The organism is Sphingomonas sp. CCH21-G11 (assembly GCF_001555965.1).
Classification (GTDB): Bacteria; Pseudomonadota; Alphaproteobacteria; order Sphingomonadales; family Sphingomonadaceae; genus Sphingomonas.
Map to the genome: position 1 here is coordinate 23,176 of NZ_LSHX01000056.1, position 17,493 is coordinate 40,668.

General features: G+C 60.4%; 10 protein-coding genes. 2 read left to right on the plus strand and 8 right to left on the minus strand.

All coding sequences use genetic code 11. The features are described from left to right. Positions 1 to 71: 71 nt before the first annotated feature. From AX676_RS16155 to AX676_RS16170, 4 genes are all read right to left on the minus strand, one after another. Entirely contained in the window at positions 72 to 3,944 is a 3,873-nt protein-coding gene (locus AX676_RS16155; RefSeq protein ID WP_156437704.1) for an ATP-binding protein, read from the minus strand. Positions 3,945 to 4,212: 268 nt separating this feature from the next. After that, positions 4,213 to 5,661, minus strand: a complete 1,449-nt coding sequence (locus AX676_RS16160; RefSeq protein WP_197417031.1) for an ATP-binding protein — start codon at positions 5,659 to 5,661, stop codon at positions 4,213 to 4,215. Positions 5,662 to 5,721: 60 nt separating this feature from the next. Then, positions 5,722 to 8,796, minus strand: coding sequence for an AAA family ATPase (locus AX676_RS16165; protein WP_066479134.1), 3,075 nt, complete (start codon positions 8,794 to 8,796; stop codon positions 5,722 to 5,724). Continuing rightward, positions 8,793 to 9,938, minus strand: coding sequence for an exonuclease SbcCD subunit D (locus AX676_RS16170; RefSeq protein WP_066479142.1), 1,146 nt, complete (start codon positions 9,936 to 9,938; stop codon positions 8,793 to 8,795). The genes AX676_RS16165 and AX676_RS16170 overlap by 4 nt, the downstream gene beginning before the upstream one ends. Positions 9,939 to 10,011: 73 nt before the next feature. Between AX676_RS16170 and AX676_RS17975 the strand changes: the two genes are divergently transcribed. Then, complete coding sequence (locus AX676_RS17975; protein ID WP_156437706.1) at positions 10,012 to 10,785, plus strand: WYL domain-containing protein; 774 nt, start codon at positions 10,012 to 10,014, stop codon at positions 10,783 to 10,785. Between the two features lie 41 nt (positions 10,786 to 10,826). Continuing rightward, positions 10,827 to 12,299 carry a DUF6035 family protein gene (locus tag AX676_RS16180; protein ID WP_156437707.1) on the plus strand — a complete coding sequence of 491 codons (1,473 nt, stop codon included), beginning with the start codon at positions 10,827 to 10,829 and terminating at the stop codon, positions 12,297 to 12,299. 467 nt (positions 12,300 to 12,766) lie between these two features. On the opposite strand, the gene AX676_RS16185 is transcribed toward AX676_RS16180, so the two are convergent. The 4 genes from AX676_RS16185 to AX676_RS16200 form a co-directional block, all read right to left on the minus strand. Further along, positions 12,767 to 13,633: an Eco29kI family restriction endonuclease gene (locus AX676_RS16185; RefSeq protein ID WP_066479151.1), complete on the minus strand. Its 867-nt coding sequence runs from the start codon at positions 13,631 to 13,633 to the stop codon at positions 12,767 to 12,769. A 2-nt stretch (positions 13,634 to 13,635) separates the two neighbouring features. Further along, positions 13,636 to 14,817, minus strand: a complete 1,182-nt coding sequence (locus AX676_RS16190) for a DNA cytosine methyltransferase (protein ID WP_066479154.1) — start codon at positions 14,815 to 14,817, stop codon at positions 13,636 to 13,638. A 284-nt stretch (positions 14,818 to 15,101) separates the two neighbouring features. After that, complete coding sequence (locus AX676_RS16195; protein WP_443026065.1) at positions 15,102 to 15,455, minus strand: CopG family transcriptional regulator; 354 nt, start codon at positions 15,453 to 15,455, stop codon at positions 15,102 to 15,104. Positions 15,456 to 15,487: 32 nt separating this feature from the next. Continuing rightward, a complete protein-coding gene (locus tag AX676_RS16200) occupies positions 15,488 to 17,476 on the minus strand; it encodes a conjugal transfer protein TraG (protein WP_066479160.1) in 1,989 nt (662 codons plus the stop codon). Positions 17,477 to 17,493 lie beyond the last annotated feature (17 nt).

Consider the following 17,493-nt stretch of genomic DNA (forward strand, 5'->3'; position numbering starts at 1 on the left):
CGTCCATCGGATCGGTCATGGCCGGCATGCTATTTCCTTCCATTGCGATCCCGAGCAACAAGGCCAGCGCCTCATGAAGGCAGCTCGAACAAGATTCCGACCACCTCCATCAACGCTGTCAATTTCGGCAGCCCCTGTTCCCCACCGAAACTCAGCAACTCAGCTGGCGTCATTCCATCCGGGTTGAGGCTCTCGAGAATAACAAGCTGGCCGTGCGGTCGGAACCGCTTGAGGTACCGGGCGCCAGCATCGTCCACAGCGATCACCAGGCGCCCCTCCAATTGCGCAATTGCCGCGCTCGTCATCGAGACCGGATGAGTGATGATGTATTGGCCATCCAGCGCGACGGGTTCAGCACTGCGTCCTTCAACTTGAAACAGCTTGGCGTTCTGGAGCATCGCATGGATCGCCGCGAAATCGGCAAGCGGTAGGAACTCCACATTGTTTGACTTTGGCGGCGTCGGCAGTCGGTGTTTTGCAAAGAGGGTGCCGACTATCTTGCGCATGTCAATCTGCTCTTTTGGAGCGATCACGGGTTGGGCGAGCGATGTCGGATCGGTGGCTTGGCCCGTCAGCACGGCGATATGCGGGTGGACTTCGGTTTCGTTGTATCGACGTGCGAGCAGCTGGTCCTGAAACGTGGTGACGACGAGATTGCGTTCATGCACTTTTGCATAGTTACTCACGATGATCACGTCGCCGATATCAGCCACCGGATCGAGCGTCCCTGCGGCAAGCTGAAAGGCGGCGTGGTTGTAGAGCGTTACCTGCTGCACTTCCGACAGGTCCGCCATCGTGATCAGGCCGTCGCCCGCGCGCCCATCGGTCTTCGCTGCCGCAGCGATGCCGGTATGGAAAAACGGGACGGCTTTGAGGTCGGAGGGATCGGTTGCCGGGAACTCCACCACATTGTCCATCCAGGCGAACAAGCGCGGCTCGCCCACATGGGCCTCGAATTCGGCAAAGATCTTGAAGCAGGTGTGAAGCCGTGATTCGACCTTTTCTTCCCAGAACTTTCTAACATCGATCGCCTGCGCGACACCGATCGTGCCGTCGAAATGATGATGCGCCTCATTGATATGCTCCATTGCCTTACCGCCACCGCCGCCCGCGATGTATTCGAGCAGCTTGTTGAAGGACGGATTGGTGAATGGGGGCACGCTCGCAGTGCGCCGCGCCTTCATCAGCGTGGCGAGCTCGTCTAGGGTCTTGTTGACGATGTTCGGATCCTCGGCGCGAAGCATGATCTTGAGCAGATCTTCCAGGTAGATGCGGACCTTCTGGACATAGGCGTGCCCCTTCTGGTCGTCGTTCGTGGCCAGTGCGTCGGCGAAGGCGCTGGCGAGAGAATCTCCGAAAATGATCGTCGCTACCTTTGAAGCGTTGCACAGGCGCACGACCAGGCCCTGCTGACCGGGCAGCTTCTCCGAGTTGACCAGGATCTGAAAAAATTGGCGCTCATGCGTGATCATGAGGATCTGCGCGCCCGCGATGTCGATCGGATCGGCTTTGCCCAGTCTGGCGATCTCCTCTGCCCATTTGCGCTTGTTGCGCGGATCGAAGGTAACCTGAGGATCGTCTAGCAACATCAAAGGAAATGGATTGGCGCCAGCATCGACGATCGCCTGCTCGCGCACGGCGAGGACGAAGGCCCAAAGGATTGCCCGCAACCAGGAGCTGTTGGCAACCAGGGACGCATCGACGCGTACACCGGGATCGAAGCTGCCCGCGATGAGGACCGCCTTCTTCTCCAGGGCGGCATCCTCAAACGACAATCGTTCCTTGAAATGGATCCGGTCGAGGATTGCCTTCATGCGCTCGGAGAGCGCCGAAATCGATCCCGCGGTCTGTGCGGCGACGAGCAGACGCAGATCCTTCAGAGGTATCAGCGCCGTCGCTATAGATTCCCGGACGCGTTGTTGTTCGTGGATCGGAAGCCATAAATCCGCTTCCTTCGCGGCCGTTCCCAGGTCCTTGGCGAGTTGATCGAGTGGGGCAGCGCGCTCGAGGGCCGCCTCAAGCGCCTGGACCTTCCCCTCTATGGAGAAGGCCGGATATGTTCCGTCCTCTGCCGCGCTGCCCACCATCTCGCGCCAGGCGGACGCGAACTGGGGTCGATGCGCCTGCCACCACCCGGCCAAGGCCATCACACGCTCTACTTTGGCGATATAGCTCAGCAGCCCAAATGCCGCCGGTGGCGAGGCCGAATCCGGCACCGTCATGGTGTGCACGAAGACGGGAAGCTTCTGCGCTATGATGTCAACGGCATCTGACGCGAACGCTGCTACGCCGGTCAGGACAGTCGAGAACGGTGCCCCTTGGACGAACACCTGCTTGGCAGCCTCTGAAAAGGCTTCGCGCGGCTGCATCGCCCACAAGGTGTCAAAGTGGGCATCAACAGGCTGCGGCACAGAATCGCGGATCGACTTCTCGAGCTCCGTACAAACATCGGCCAGCATCCGCTCTGCGACGGATGCTGCCTGCTTGAGGTTGGCAAGCTCATCGGCGAGCGCTGCGCGCTTCTCGCCGGTCAGCTTTCCCTCGCACAAAGGGCAATCGGCACTTCCGTGAGAATGGAGCGCCGGCTCGTAGAATCGGGATGCTAGCGCCTTCAGCCGCAGCTTCTGATCCTCGGCCTGTCGCTTGTCCCAAAGGATTGCTTCGGCAAGCCGGGCCCTTGCTTCGGCAAGCAAATTCGGCAACGCCTGAAATTGTGCGTCTCCTGGAGCATTCGCGAGCGCCTTCCAAGCAGAGAACACATCGACGCCTTTAGAACTGTCGCCCAGTATCGCCCGCGCCGAATTGACCGCAGCCTTGATCGTGCCACGATCGTCCGCATTCGCCGTGTCAAGTGTCGATGCGATCTCCGAGGTCAGCACGGCGAGGTGTGCGGCGGCCTGATCCGAAGCCGTCTTCGCGGCGTCGCGGAGCTCCTGAGCGTAGCCCTTTTCCTCGCGCTTGCCCGCGACTTTCAGGTTGAAGTCGATCGTGACCGCTGTTTGGGCCGCGCGTTCAAAAGCGGCTTCGAGGCGCGCCGCAATGGTTTCACCCCCCTTGTCCAGCGCGTATTTGAGAAAACGCTTGGACCGGTGGGTGAAATTGGCCGCGCCATCGGCAATGGCGGCCAGCTGATCGAGCCCAGTCAGGAGTTTGACCGCATCGTAGATCGACTGGCTGCGCTCGCCAAAGCCGATCCGGGCGAGGCGAGCGGGCATGAGAAGGCCGACCTCCAGCAACTGGGGAGCCATCAGGAGATCAGCTGAGATATCGACTTCGATCACAGGCTGGACGCCTGGTGCAGCCAGCAGTCTGCGGTATGCATGGGCGGTGTTGCCGGCCGGATCTTGGAAGGTCAGCCGCACCCAGGTCTCGGCGGTGCCCGCCAACGCGATAGCGCTGGCGGGATAGGACACGATAGAAGGCCAGTCTCCCATCGCGGAGCCAGCACCATTCTCGACGGGAGTTCGGATGCCGGTCTCGAGATGCAGGCCGTCTTGGTCTCGGCACCGATAGCCGGTCATCGCCCATATGATCGCGCTGGCTAGCGACGTCTTGCCCGATCCGTTCTGACCTTCGAGGCACCAGTTTGCCCCGTCGAAAGGTACGGAAAAGACGGGTCCCCCGACCTGGTTCAATCCCCCGAAGCCGCTGGTTTCAAGTCTGGCCAGACGCCAGGGGCCGGCATTCGTTGGCGCCCCGCTTTTTTCCGTCTCGGTCGCGGGATCGAAGGTCTCAAGCTCCCATGCTGCAATCAGATCGTCGAAAAGGCTTTCGTGCGCGTCGGCCACTTTGGATTGCTCGCAGGTGAGCAGGAAGTGGAATAGGCGCCGCGCGCCGGCGGAGGCGAGGTGCACCGAGCCCGCCTTGTGGTCCCCGAACTTCGCCCAAGTAAGGGGCTGACCAGAAAGAAGCCGTTGTTTTGCTTCGTAGAATGATAGAGCCATGTCCCCTCCATGGAGGAAGTATAGCACCGCAACCGATTATCGATCCAGAGCGATAACATCTTCAAATTGGATCGATTTCGTCAGTCAGTAAACTTTGTCGATGGCAGCTTCCATGATGATGCACAGACCATCTCAACGACCGAAATTGGTGCGCACACGTCAGCTTAGGATATGGTTCATTTCCGCTGGCTCCGCACATGAGTCCAAGATGATCTCCACATTCTCCTTCTGCTTGGATCAAATCCAGCCTTGTGGTCTCGCGACCTGCTCAAGCTCGGCTGAAGAGGCTGGTGAAGAGCGACTTCGGTTCCCGCGCTGGCTTTAGCGCTGCGGCGGCCGTCTGACCGATCACATCTGTAAGCGCGTTCTCGAAATCTCGCGTGACATCGTCGAACCCGGTCCGCGCGTGGACTATCTCGTGAAGAAGTGTGCCCGCAAAACTCGAAACCGACGAGAGTTGGTCGCGGCGGATCACGATCGACTTGGTGGAACCATCCCATAGCCCTAAGGCATCGCTACCGGTTGCAAGTTCCACCCGCATCGTATTGCTCACCCGAATGGACTGCACATGATCGGGCAGTCCGCCCACAAGAGCGGCGATGGCTTCCACCATGTCGAACACCGAGCGCTCTGCGGTCGAAAGGGAGCCCGGCTCCAAGAAATCGAAGACGAAGCTATCGTTCCACTCTGTCTGATATTGGCCGAGGTCACGGATCGGCTCACCGCTGAGATCCGTCATGCCGACAACGTCTCTCTGGATGCTATCGGGTATCGTGATGATCTTGATCCCGTCGTTCCGTGCGTGGTCTACCGAGGACGAATTCGTCATCAATTGGTCCGCAGTCACAAACAGATATTTGCCGCTGCCGCTAAGGATGCGAACAGCGTGAACCGCTACCTCTTTCCAGCGAACTTCGTCGCTGCCAAGGCCAGATTGCAACGCCTGCAGCTGGTCAGCGAGCTCCGAACCGATTTCCGCTTTCGTTGCGTTAAGAAGCATTTGCTTCACGCGATCAGAATAGGCGGTGCGGCCGACGTTGGTACGCTCACGATTGAGTGCCTTGCGCATCGGCTCGGTGAGGGCCGTGATGTTGTAGGAGAACGCGAAATTCTCCTCCTCGGCGACCAAAAGGCCAGCCACATAGATCCGCGCGGACACATCCGGCTTTCGTCGGAGGATCTCGCCGATGCGCGTCGACTCGAGCACTTCCTCCTCTGAGAATCGAAGGAAGAAACTCTTTGCCTTCTCCATCTGCTCATCGCTCAGACCACGCAGAATGATAGTCGTGCCGACCATCGACGGATCAGGTGATGGCTGAACCGCAGCATGGAGCGTCACAACATCATCGAAGTCGCGCTTGGCTATCTGAGCAAGGGTGATCTCGCCGTGTGCGGATCGAATATTCACGGCGACACCATTGCGATGGAGGGTTGCCATCGCATCTTTCAGGCCAACCCCAAACTTGCCAATGACCTTCCCGGCATTCCGGAGCTTCTCGGCGTTTTCGTTCTGCGTGAAGTGCTCGTATCGGAGCCCGCGTCCGAAATCGCGGATAGTCCAGTCGCCATCTTCGGTCTTGACGACCTCGATGTCGGGGGTGTCGGTCAATTCTTGTTCGTCGATCGCATTGGCAATGAGTTCACGGACCGCATGCGCGCTCTCCCAAGCTTCGAGGATCTTCTCGATGTTTAGATCGAACAGTCGCGCTGTGGTCATACTTGCCCCTGCTTGTTCCATGTATTGTCCTCGAAGTGAGCAAGGTCTCACGTTGCGGCTTCATGCCGACCTTACTTCGATCTGGCTTCCATTGGCACCCTTGTGCACTGTAAATCCATTGGGAACAGCCTGTTGCACCAACGGCACATGCGAGATGAGGCCCACGGCGCGCCGTTCGCCCACGATATTCTGAAGCACCTGCAGAACCTGATCGAGCGTTCCAGCGTCGTTATCGGTGTCTAGGCTGCCGAAGCCTTCATCGATGAAAATGGTGTCGAGCCTGATGGCACCGTTTGTCATCTCGACGATGTCGGACAGCCCGAGTGCCAGGGACAAGGCCGCGATGAAAGTTTCGCCGCCGGAAAGCGTGATAATTTCGCGGGCACGGCCCGTCTCGATATCATGAACTCGGACGTCCAGTCCTCGCTTTGAGCGACCCCCGATGCTCTCGGTGTCGCGCTCAAACCGATATCGACCGATGGTCATCGGATCGAGGCGCAGGTTCGCTGCTTCGAGAACCTGATCGAACATCGCACCGATAGCGAATGTTTCGAGACTGGTCCGCATCTCGTTCTGACCGTCGAAGGCTTCTGCAATTCCTCGCAGCGCGCCCGAGGAATGCTCAAGGGCTTGAAGGTTCCCAAGCTGATCTTTCAGACTGATCTGCAGATCGACAAGCGATTGGTGCTTCTGCTGAGCAGCAGCGCTATGCTGAACCGCCTCGTCTGCCCCCGCCTGTGCTTGAACGCAGCTCAGACGATAGGGCTCAAGGCTTTGCCGCTGCGCGTTGCCGACCGCGTTTCTTGCCATCGTTTCTCGTGCGCGGGCTTCAACAAGGGCAGTGTCAAAGCCCGCGATAGCCTTCTCCAGTGCGGGAATTTCGGCAATATCGGGGATCGCCGCGCGATATTCTGCCTCGGCCATCCCAAGCTCGGTAAGGCGGGCTTCAAATGCTGTTTGCTTTGCGGCGAGGTCGATCTCGGTGTCGCTGACCGCAGTCGCAGCGCTCTGCAGTGCGGCTGCTGCTTTGATAGCAATGGCATCTAGCTCGCGCTGCTTCGCATCGGCATCAGCAAGGGCCTGCTTCCGGCCGCTCAAGTTTCCGGTGGCGGCATCGATTGCGGCCTGCAGACCGTCTTGCTGGCGCAGATTTTCGGGGACTGATGCAATCTTCTCGTCGTAAGCTTGTCGGGCCAATGCCTCTGCAGTCGTGGCACCCCCGAACGCGTCGCGAGCCTTTTGGAGGGTCTCTGTCGCTGCCAGCTTGCGCTTGCGTGCGTCATCCAGTTCCTGGGTGAGAAGGCCGATGTCGACGTGTGCGCCCAAAGCATCGATCTGATCAAGAATAAGCTGCAACTCGCCATCGATGTCGCTCGCGCTGCGCTTCGGCTCCGCAAGTCCGTCCAGGACTGCACGCTTTGCGTCGAGTGTGGCACCGGCCGAACTGGCGGCCGCTTGGGCCTCACGATCGGCCTTGGCCGCGGCTTGGGCTCCGCCCTGAGCATCGCGCCACGCCTTTTCGAGTGCACCGGCATCGCCTGAACCATGCGCCGGTTCGGGGTGGTCGCTGGCGCCGCAAACCGGGCAGGGGTGCCCGTTCTGCAATCGCTGGGCAAGGACGCTGGCCTGGGCCGAAAGAAAGGCGCGCTCGTGTGTCTCGGCGACAGCGACTGCTTCGATATGGCGAGCCTGCGCGTTGCGGGCAATGGTCGATGCCTTGTCGCAGGCCTCCTGCGACAATTCCACATCTTGCGTCGCCTTTGCGGAGGCCTGCGCTGCATCGAGCTCGCTCTTCAAACCATCGCGAGTTCCGTTCAGCTTCTGTCGCTCAAGACCATTCGCTTGGGCTGCCGCGAGCGCCGTCTCCTTCTCTTCGCAGAGATCAGCAGCCTTTGCCTCAGCGTCGGCGGCTTGGGAGTGAGCCTGTTTTGCTCGTTCCAGCCCCGCCTCGGCGGCTTCAAGGTCAGCCAGACGCTCGGCGGCATCCACCAGAACTTGCTTGTGGCGGTTCAGCTGGTCGATCTTGCGCGCAAAGTCTTCGATCTCATGTTCGCGGGAGCGAAGATCGAGCAGCATCGCGCTCGCTGCCGAAAGAGAAGCGCTTGCTTCACTGGCGGCCATTTCAGCGTTGGAGTGTGCTTCAATCGCTGCCCTGTAGCGCCTCTGGGCATCGGCAACGGTGGCGTCGAGATCCGATATGCGCCGCGCCAGCTCCGCCCGGGATTTGCGGGTTCGCATCGCCTCAAAAGTCAGGCCCTGCCCTTCGAGCTGCTTGAGTGCAGCGGATGCGGCCTCGACCTCGACAAACCGTTTTTCCTGCTCTTCGGCGGCCGCGTATGCCTTGTTTGCCACTGTGAGCACGGTCGCCGTCTCGGAAACCGCCAATTGGGCAAACTCATATCGCTCGAGTGCCAAGGCAATGCCGTCATTGAGCTCGTCCGAGCTGTTAAAGCCCTCGGTCTGAAGGCGGCTCCCGTGAAGGCGATAGCCATCTTCGATCTCGCGCCTGACGTTTGCGGCATCGGCTTTGAGCTTTTCGGTGAGCCGGCGGTAGAGAGAGACGTCGAACAGCTCCCGCAGAATTTCGAGGCGGTCCTTGCTGTTCGACACCAGGAAACGCTCGAACCTGCCTTGCGGCAACAGGACAATCTGGCGGAACTGCTGTGCGCCATAGCCGAGAAGACCTTCGACATGGCTGAGGACGGCGCCGACCTTGCGTTCTGCCAGCGGGGTCCCGCAGCAATCCGGACCGACATCATCGATGGCGATATCAGACACGTCAAAGAGCCAGGCAGCGTGCGACTGCGCGGTAAATCCCTCGCCCTTTGTCTTGGGACGCATCTGGTCAGGTATACGCCTGACATAATAGCGCTTTGTCCCCAATTCGAATTGCAGGCTGACTTCAGTGAGGAGGTCGTCAGGCGCGAAATCAGACCTCATGGTCCCTATGCCCTGCTCTTCCTTTGCGCCCTCGCCAAACAGGGCAAAGGCAATCGCGCTGAAGATCGACGACTTGCCCGAGCCCGTAGGGCCGTAGATCCCGAAGAGGCCGGCATCCGTTGCCTCGCGAAAATCGACGGTCTCAGTCCCCCCATAAGGGCCGAAAGCGCTCAGGGTCAGCTTGATCGGCCTCATTGGTCATCCTCCGTTGTCTCGAACGCTCGAAGTGCGGAGGCGACAATCTGTCCTTCTGCCTCGGTCAGCAGCTCGCCGCGGATGAAATTGAGGAACGTGGAAGAGAGGGCATGTGGGTCATCGATCGCCGCGCGCTGTTCCTCGAGGCGCTGCACGACGGGCCGCTCGCTGCGTTCGTAAGCGAGCTGGACCGCATTGGGGTACACGGCCCGGATCCTCTTCATGGGATCAATCTGCGGCGTTTCGTCGGTTAGAACGACGCGAACGATATCGTTGGAGACTTCGCTGGCAGCAAGGAGCTCAAGCAGTTTGCCCCGAATGGTTCTGACCTGACGCAGCGGCCGTAGCGGCACTTCGGTCACCGTGGCAGAGCCGTCGGCTGCAAGATCGATCAGGCTGACTGACTTCTGCTGCCCCTCTTCATCGAAGCCGAATGCCATAGGCGCGCCGGAATAACGGATGTGATCCTGTCCGACCGGTTGCGGGCGGTGTAGGTGCCCTAGCGCCACATAGTGCGCGCCCTCGAAGGCCGCCGCCGACACGGTCTCAATCCCGCCGACCATGCGCGTCAAGGGGCGCTCGCTTTCGCTGGTGGCCGCGCCGTCGACAAAGGCGTGTGCGACGACAACCCAACGCATTCCCTCGGCCACGTGCTTGCGAGCGCTGGCAAGCTGGGCCCGGATGACGTCCGCAGGGCAGGCGATAGCGTTGTCTTCGAAACACAGACGCGCGGCATATTCGAAGGCAAAGGGCAGGGCGGAAATGGCCACCGGCCCATCGGCATCGGAAATCACGAGGGGCCGCTCATCTTCATCCAGTGGTCCGCGCACAATCGCTGCGCCGCCATCTGCAAGAACGCCCATTGCACCGATCTGCGCAGCGGAATCGTGGTTGCCCGCGATCATAACGATCGCTGCATCGGATGCTGCCCGCACCGTTGTGAGGAACTGCGAGAGGCGGGTGATCGCGCTTTGGGGCGGGTTTGCCCGATCAAAAATGTCGCCGGCGATGATCACGACATCGGGACGCTCATCATCGATCATTGCGAGGATCTGGACGAGGATGTGCTCGTGGTCATCATCGAGAGACATGCCATGGAACTGTCGGCCCAGATGCCAGTCGCTGGTGTGCAGAATGCGCATTAATCTGTCCTCGAATCCAAGTGCATATAAATTTTATATAGACGTGTGATGGTGCGTCAAGTAGGGTTCGGACATGGACGATCCCGCACTCAAGCCAGCAATGCTTGCCCGCCTGGTCTATCTCGACCGGTGCCTGACATGGCGAGGACAGGTGAATCGCAAGGACCTCATCGAGCGTTTCGGGATCTCGTCTCCGCAGGCAGCAATCGATCTGAGGGAATATCTCGAGCGGGTTGCAGAGCCGAAGCCTCGCTATGACACGGTCCGAAAGTGTTATGTTGCCGACCCCCACCATCGCGGCCTGCCTTTTGTGGAGGATGCAGGCTCACCGGATGAGTTTGTCGGCCATCCCACATTGAGCGGGCTGTCTGTTCTGCCTTCTCCGGCCCGGCAATGCCCGCCATTTGTAATGCGGCGTCTGTGGCAGGCGATCGAGCAGCGGCAGAAGATCGAAATCGGCTATGTGTCGATGTCTAGTGGACTGCGCCAGAACCAATGGATCGCGCCGGCGCATTTTGCCTCCGACGGCGAGCGCCTGCACGTTCGGGCCTGGAGTTTCCACCACCGCGAATGGCGCGATTATGTTCCGGTCCGGGTCCATCCTGACAGCACTTTCGACGTGACGCCGGTCGGCGAAGACCTTCCGCGCGATGCTGACTGGGACGATCTCATCGAAATCAGGCTTCGGCCGCTGAGCAGCCTTACAGAAGAGCAGCAGGCGGCTGTCCGGCTAGAATTTGGGTTCACGCAGGAGGTCCTGAGCTTCGAGGTCCGCAGGTCGCTCGAATTCTATGTCGAACGACGCTGGGGGCTCAAACAAACGGGGTCGCGACTGGAACGCTATTAGCTTCGCCGCGCGAGGTATGTCTGCTGCCTCAAGGAAAGGACATGACCATGGTTGGAAACACGACAGTCGATCCGCTGGCATGGGCATCGGCGGTTACAAGGCCGGAGATTGACGCGGTCAGGAACCCGCGAACTGGCCATGTGCTAAATGTCCGCCGGTTGATCCGGGCATTCCGGTATGAACGCGCAATCCTGCTGCGCCAGAGACTCAAGGCGCTCGTCAAACGTGACGAAGCACGCTTGGTCTGCGCGACCTGCGGTGTTCCGGTCTATCTGGCTTGCAGTACGACCAAGCGGTTCTTCTTCCGGCATCGCCATGAAGATGGCTCGTGCCCCGCTGTCACTCGAACGGAGCTGAGCGAAGCCGATATCAGGGCAATGAAGTACCGCGGCGCTCAGGAGAGCGGGGGGCACAAGCAGGTCAAGGCACTTCTTCTGCGGAGCCTCACGGCCGACCCACGGTTCAAGGACGTTGCGTCAGAAAGGACTTGGAGAGCGGGCGAAGGTCTGACCGGACTGCGTCGGCCTGACGTTTCGGCGCGGACGGACACCGACAGACTAGCCTTTGAAGTGCAGCTGAGCACCACGTTCATGGACGTCGTGCTGAGCCGGAAGGAGTTCTATCGGGCCGAAGGGGCGGCGCTCGTCTGGGTCTTGCCGTACTTCCATCCGAGCTATCGTCGCATGACGGATGACGACATCCTTTTCGGCAACAACTCCAACGTTTTCGTGGTCGATGAAAGAAGTGCTGTGGCGTCCGAAGCGGCAGGAAGCTTCATCATGACATGCTGGTACCGCAAGCCGATCATTCAGGGCGATGAGATCGTCGATGAGTGGGTCGAGCGCCTGGTCTGCTGGGATGAGGTCACGGTCGATGTGGACCGCCAGACCATTATCGCGTTCGACTATGGGCAGGAGGCGGCAAGACTCCGCGAAGAACTCAGAGCGGCCCGCATGGAAAGGATCGCCGCTGCCGAGGCGGCTGAAAGGCAAGCCCGGGAGGACCGGGAGAATGAGCTGCGCGAGCAAGTGCTTTATTTCGTTCTCGATGCCTCGCGTGATGACGTCTACCTGCCACGGCACAAGGCATGGCTGCTTCTTAACGATCGCCTTCGTTCCATAGGCTTCGGCCTCGAAGGGGAATACCCTGATCTGCAGACAGCCACGCGCATCGTCCATCTGATCGAGAGTGCGAGGGCAGGGAAGCCGGTGGGGTTCCGATACAAGAGCTTCGCCGAGCTAGGCCATCATCTCATTCATCAGCACCCGGAATTGCTGCTCGCCTTTGGCCATATGCTTCGCAGGTTTGGGACGAGGGACGCCTTGTATAGCGACGATAGGACGGGAAAGCTGAGGGCTAAGCTTGACGCCATACGGTCTGACCTCACCCAAGAACCGAAATACAGGATGGCAAAGGATGAGGAGCGCTTGTGCGCGTTTCTTTCCATGGGAGCATCTCGAAAGGCACAACCCGACAACGACAATCGCGATCAGCAAGGCCGCGAGGCGGCGTAAGCTGACCATTGCGAACACAGGACACGACCAATGGGAATTCTGGCGCTCGCCTCGGCTGCAACTTTTGCCTGCACACCCGTTGCCGTCTGGGATGGGGACGGCCCTATCTGGTGCAAAGAGGGGCCAAAGATCCGCATCGCCGGTATTGCAGCTCGCGAAATGGACGAGACTTGCTCTCGGGGACACCCATGCCCAGCGGCCTCCGCAGTTGCGGCAAGGGATGCATTGGTCCGGCTACTCGGCGGGCTGAAGGGCCAGCGCGACACCGGTCATATCATCGTGCGCGCACCGGCAATGCGGTGTTCGGCAGATGGGCAGAGCTACGGCCGCGTCGTTGCCAGTTGCAGGCTTTCAGATGGTCGAGATCTCGCCAAAGCCATGCTCGCGACAAGAACCGTTAAGCCTTGGAGATGACGCAAGCGTGATGGGATGGAGCGCTGGAGAAGCGAAGCCGAGCTAGGTTGAGTCTAGTCTTCGCCCTTGGGTGCAGCGGCGGGGTCGTGGCGATCGAGGCGGTCTTCTCGCTTGATGTTATCGACGAATGCCTGAAGCACCGCGTTTCTGTCCCGGAACACCGTCGCGGACCGGAAATGGTCGCGCACTTTCGCCTCGATCTCGGCGACCGTCTGATTTTCGGGGCTCCCAGCGGCCCACTTGCGTCCGGGATGGACCGTATCGAAGGGTGACTTGTTGTTGGCTCGCGTGGTGGCGTCATCACCGTGCTTTCCGAGCCCGTAGAGAATCCCTGTCTCGTTGTTCCAGATCGGCCGGAACATCCGGATCAGGTGACTTTCGGCCGCCGCCTGATAGCCTGTCTGAACAGCGAGCGCCCTGCATTCGAAGTCTTCAAGCTCGATGCCAGAGACCTTCTCGATGTTTCGGCGATGCTCGTTGAGGCGGTCTGCAAGCTTCGTCCCCTGATCGATCGCTGTCTTGGGATTCCCCTTCGGATCCGCCTTACCGACATAAATCGGCGTCTCGGTTCCGCTGATCGGCGCGTAAAGCGGATTGGGACCTGTGTAATAGATCGCGTAGACGCCGGACCCGTAAAAGCGGGTCAGGCTACCGAGCGGCTTGCGGTCCTGTGCCACCATCGCAAGCGCCACGAAATTTCCGATGAGACTGGGCTCCGCCGGGTCAAAGAAAGCGTCGGGCAACTCGTTGGGATCGATCTTGCGCGTGAGTCGCTCAAGACGATCCCGCATCGCGTCCACGCTGCTGACCAGCTTCTTGCGCGCCGGGGTTGTCAGTTCCGCGCTCTCGGTGGCGGCAAGCAGCGCCTCGATCTCGGCGAGGATCTTGCTCGCCTTCGTTAGTGAAGGATCCCGCGACATGCCTATTGCTTGGTGCTTTCCGCGCTCTTCAGGGCAAGGGCGACACTGCGCGCCACGCGTTCGGCGAGGGTAACCGGCACCGCGTTGCCAAGCTGCCGCATCGCCTCGGACCAGACGCCCTCAATCCGATAAGTGTCGGGGAAGGTCTGAAGTCGAGCACTTTCCCTGACCGTGAAATAACGAACTGATCCATCGGGCCGAGCGAGCATGTTTTCTCCCCCTGGGACGCCGTGAACGCCGGCCTTCAATGCCTTCGCGGCGTCATCCAATGGGCTGCCGGTGTGGCCGGGATAGCTGCGGGCGCCAGGTTGAAACCTGTGACCGGAAATGCCGGAGATTTCGGCGGGGTTGTGCTCGGGGTCGGGTAAGGTCGCCAGGGCATCGCGTACGGTCAGCCAAGGCAACTCCGCAGGTCTTTCGATCAGCCGATCCGCTCGGGCCCTCATGCGCTCTGCGTTCGACCACCGCTCCGCCTTGGGCACGCGATGTCGTTCGAAGTAATCCCCGTGCGCCTGCTCCCACAAAAGGGCTTCCTGCGAGTGCGAAGCTTCGGGGAAAGACCATTCGATTCCCTGATCCTTCCGGAAGCCCACGAAGAACACCCGATGCCGTTTCTGGGGCACGCCATAGTCGGCCGCGTTTAATACCTCCGCAACGAGCCGGTATTCCAATCCGCGTTCCGCCCGCGAACTCGTGTGATGCCGTTCGAGCCTGCGCAGATGCGTCGACCAGTCCTCGTCGTCCATTGCGACGAGCTCGGGGTACTGCATCTGCAGCTTGATGTATTCGTAATAGGAACTGAAGCTGGCCCGGGTCAGGCCTCGGACATTCTCGAAAATGAAGGCTCGCGGTTTGGCCTCCCGCACCGCGCGAACCGCCTCCGGAAACATGTCGCGCCGGTCCGCTTGTGCGCGGTGTCGGCCACCAACGGAGAAAGGCTGGCAGGGGGGGCCGCCGGATACCAGCTCGATCTTGCCCTCGTGCGCCGTGAAGTCGGCGTCGCGAACGTCACGCTCGATTTCGAGCGGCCAACGTTTCGCGTCCGATTGACTAGCATGCCGATTGGCAAGAAGGGTACGCTGGCAATTCGGCTCCCATTCGACAATGCGCTCAGGCTTGAAACCCGCCCTACTTATCCCGATGCCGAGACCGCCAGCCCCTGCGAACAGTTCGATCGCCTTCATTGCGCATCATCCATAAATTGCGAGAAAGTCTGCCTCATTTCATCCTCTTTCCTAGTCCCGCACGCCCATATGACCAAGGCCTTTCAGCCCTGTTTCCGCAGTTCAATCGCTGCGAGGTCTTCACGAGCATTGTTGTGCTGAAGCGTGGATAGCTAGCAGGTAGGAAAGGCGCCCATGACGCGCCCCTTATTGTGCTGTAGCGCCATCGTGCCGAGCGCACGCTGGGATGGCTATTCCATCAGGTGGGTGTCGAATGTACATCTTGTTGGCGAATGCCGCCCTTTCTAAATTCGAAAATCGCTCAATCGGGATCGTCCCTCCAATCGGCGCGCAAGTGCCTCGACAAACCCCTCATACCGCTCCTTGCCCTGCGCTTGCGCTGCGGCAAGGCCACTATCCGGCAGTGGCGGATTGGCGGTAAGCCAGAACCGTACGAACAATGCCAAGGCTTCGGTGGTTATCTCGGTCTGCTGATCGAGTTGTCCAAGCCGCCGGTCGATGCGGTCGAGGCGGCGGCTGAGCGCTGCTTCGAGCTGCTCAGGATTGTCGGGCGACATGAAAGACCGCAGAGCGGCCTCCACGACATCGGGCTGGCCGACGCGCCTGCGCATTGCGAACTCGGCAAGTTGGTCGATCACGTCGGGTGGCAGCCGAAACGTACGCTTCAGCTTCACAGTTCGATCCCGTCGCCGAGGTCGAGCGAGGCCTGCCGTGCGCCGCGCTCCATAGTGCGCCGGATGCGTTCACCGTTTGCGGCTGATTGGTCAGGGTCTGCGCCGTCAGCCTCAGCAAAGTCGAATTCCGCTGCAGGAGACTTGGGCCGCGCAACCACTTCGACATGTTCGGGGAGGTCAGGCTCGCGCCGCAAGCCGCCATTGGCAGGATCGATCCTGCGGCCTGCCTCTTTGGATGATTTGGGGTCTGGCTCAATCGGGGGCAGAGCGCTCCAATCGTCGGTGGCCCGCGCGTCTGCGCGTTGGCCGCAGCTCCCGGGGGCGGGCAACACTCGAGACTGCAGTCGAGGGTCGGCGTAATAGCGTGCCTTCTTCGCCTTGACCGGGGGCGCCCCAGATAGGAGCACAACCTCGTCGGTCTGCGGCAGTTGCAGAATTTCGCCGGGCGTGAGGAGTGCGCGCGCCGTTTCGGAGCGCGAGATCATCAAGTGGCCAAGCCAGGGTGACAGCCGGTGCCCGGCATAATTCTTCATCGACCGCTGTTCGGTGGTTGTGCCCAGCGCTTCGGAGACCCGCTTGGCCGTGCGCTCATCGTTGGTCGCAAAGGCCACGCGAACATGGCAATTGTCGAGGATGGCATTGTTTTGCCCGTAGGCGCGCTCAATCTGGTTCAGGGACTGTGCAATTAGGAACGCCTTGAGGCCGTAGCCCGCCATGAAGGCGAGGGCGCTCTCGAAGAAATCGAGCCGGCCGAGCGCGGGGAACTCATCCAGCATAAGCAGCACGCGCTGGCGCTTGGTAGCAGGATCGAACTCTTCTGTGAGGCGGCGGCCAATCTGGTTGAGGATAAGGCGGATCAGGGGCTTGGTGCGGCTGATGTCGGATGGCGGCACGACCAGATAGAGCGAAGTCGGCCGGCCGCTGACGAGATCGGCGATCCGCCAATCCGAATGGCTGGTGACCTTGGCGATCACCGGATCGCGATAAAGGCCCAGAAAGGACATTGCGGTCGACAGCACGCCTGACCGCTCGTTGTCAGACTTGTTGAGCAGTTCGCGCGCTGCGCTGGCAACGACCGGGTGCGGGCCCGATTCACCGAGATGCGGGGTGTCCATCATCGCATAAAGCGTGTTCTCAATGGTCTCGTCGGGATTGGAGAGGAAAGCCGCGACGCCAGCGAGCGATTTGTCGGCACCGGCGTAAAGGACATGAAGGATTGCGCCGACCAGCAGCGCGTGGCTGGTCTTTTCCCAGTGATTGCGCTTCTCGAGACTGCCTTCCGGATCGACCAGGATATCAGCGATGTTCTGCACGTCGCGCACCTCATTGAGGCCGCGGCGCACTTCGAGGAGCGGGTTGTAAGCGGACGATTCAAGGCTGGTCGGATCGAAACGCAGGGTTCGGCTGAACGTGCTGCGAAAACCGGCAGTGACATCCCAGTTCTCGCCCTTGATGTCATGCACGATCGCCGAGCCCGACCAGGTCAGCAGGGTCGGGATTACCAGGCCGACGCCTTTGCCGGAGCGTGTCGGAGCAAAGCACAGGACATGTTCAGCCCCGTCGTGGCGAAGGTAGTTGTTCTGAAACTGGCCAAGCACTACCCCGGTGTCTGCCAGTAATCCGGCCTTGCGGATGTCATCGCGGGTTGCCCAGCGTGCGGTTCCGTAGGTGTTGGCGTTGCGGTTCTCGCGGCCGCGCCAAACGGACATCGCGATGGCGACCACGATTGCCACGAACCCGCCCGAGGTGGCGATCATCCCCCCGGTATCGAAAATCTGCGGAGCGTAGGCGTCGAACGAGAACCACCACCAGAACAGGTCATAGGGGCGATAGACCGGATGGCCGAACAAGTGGAACCAGGGCACGCCGAGGTCTGGCTGGAAACCGAGCGCCGAGGCTGTCCACTGGGTTGCGGACCAAACGCTCGCAACAATGATGATCAGCACCGCGACGATTTGACCCCACAGGATTTTGGCAGCCGACATGGCGCAACTCCGCTTCG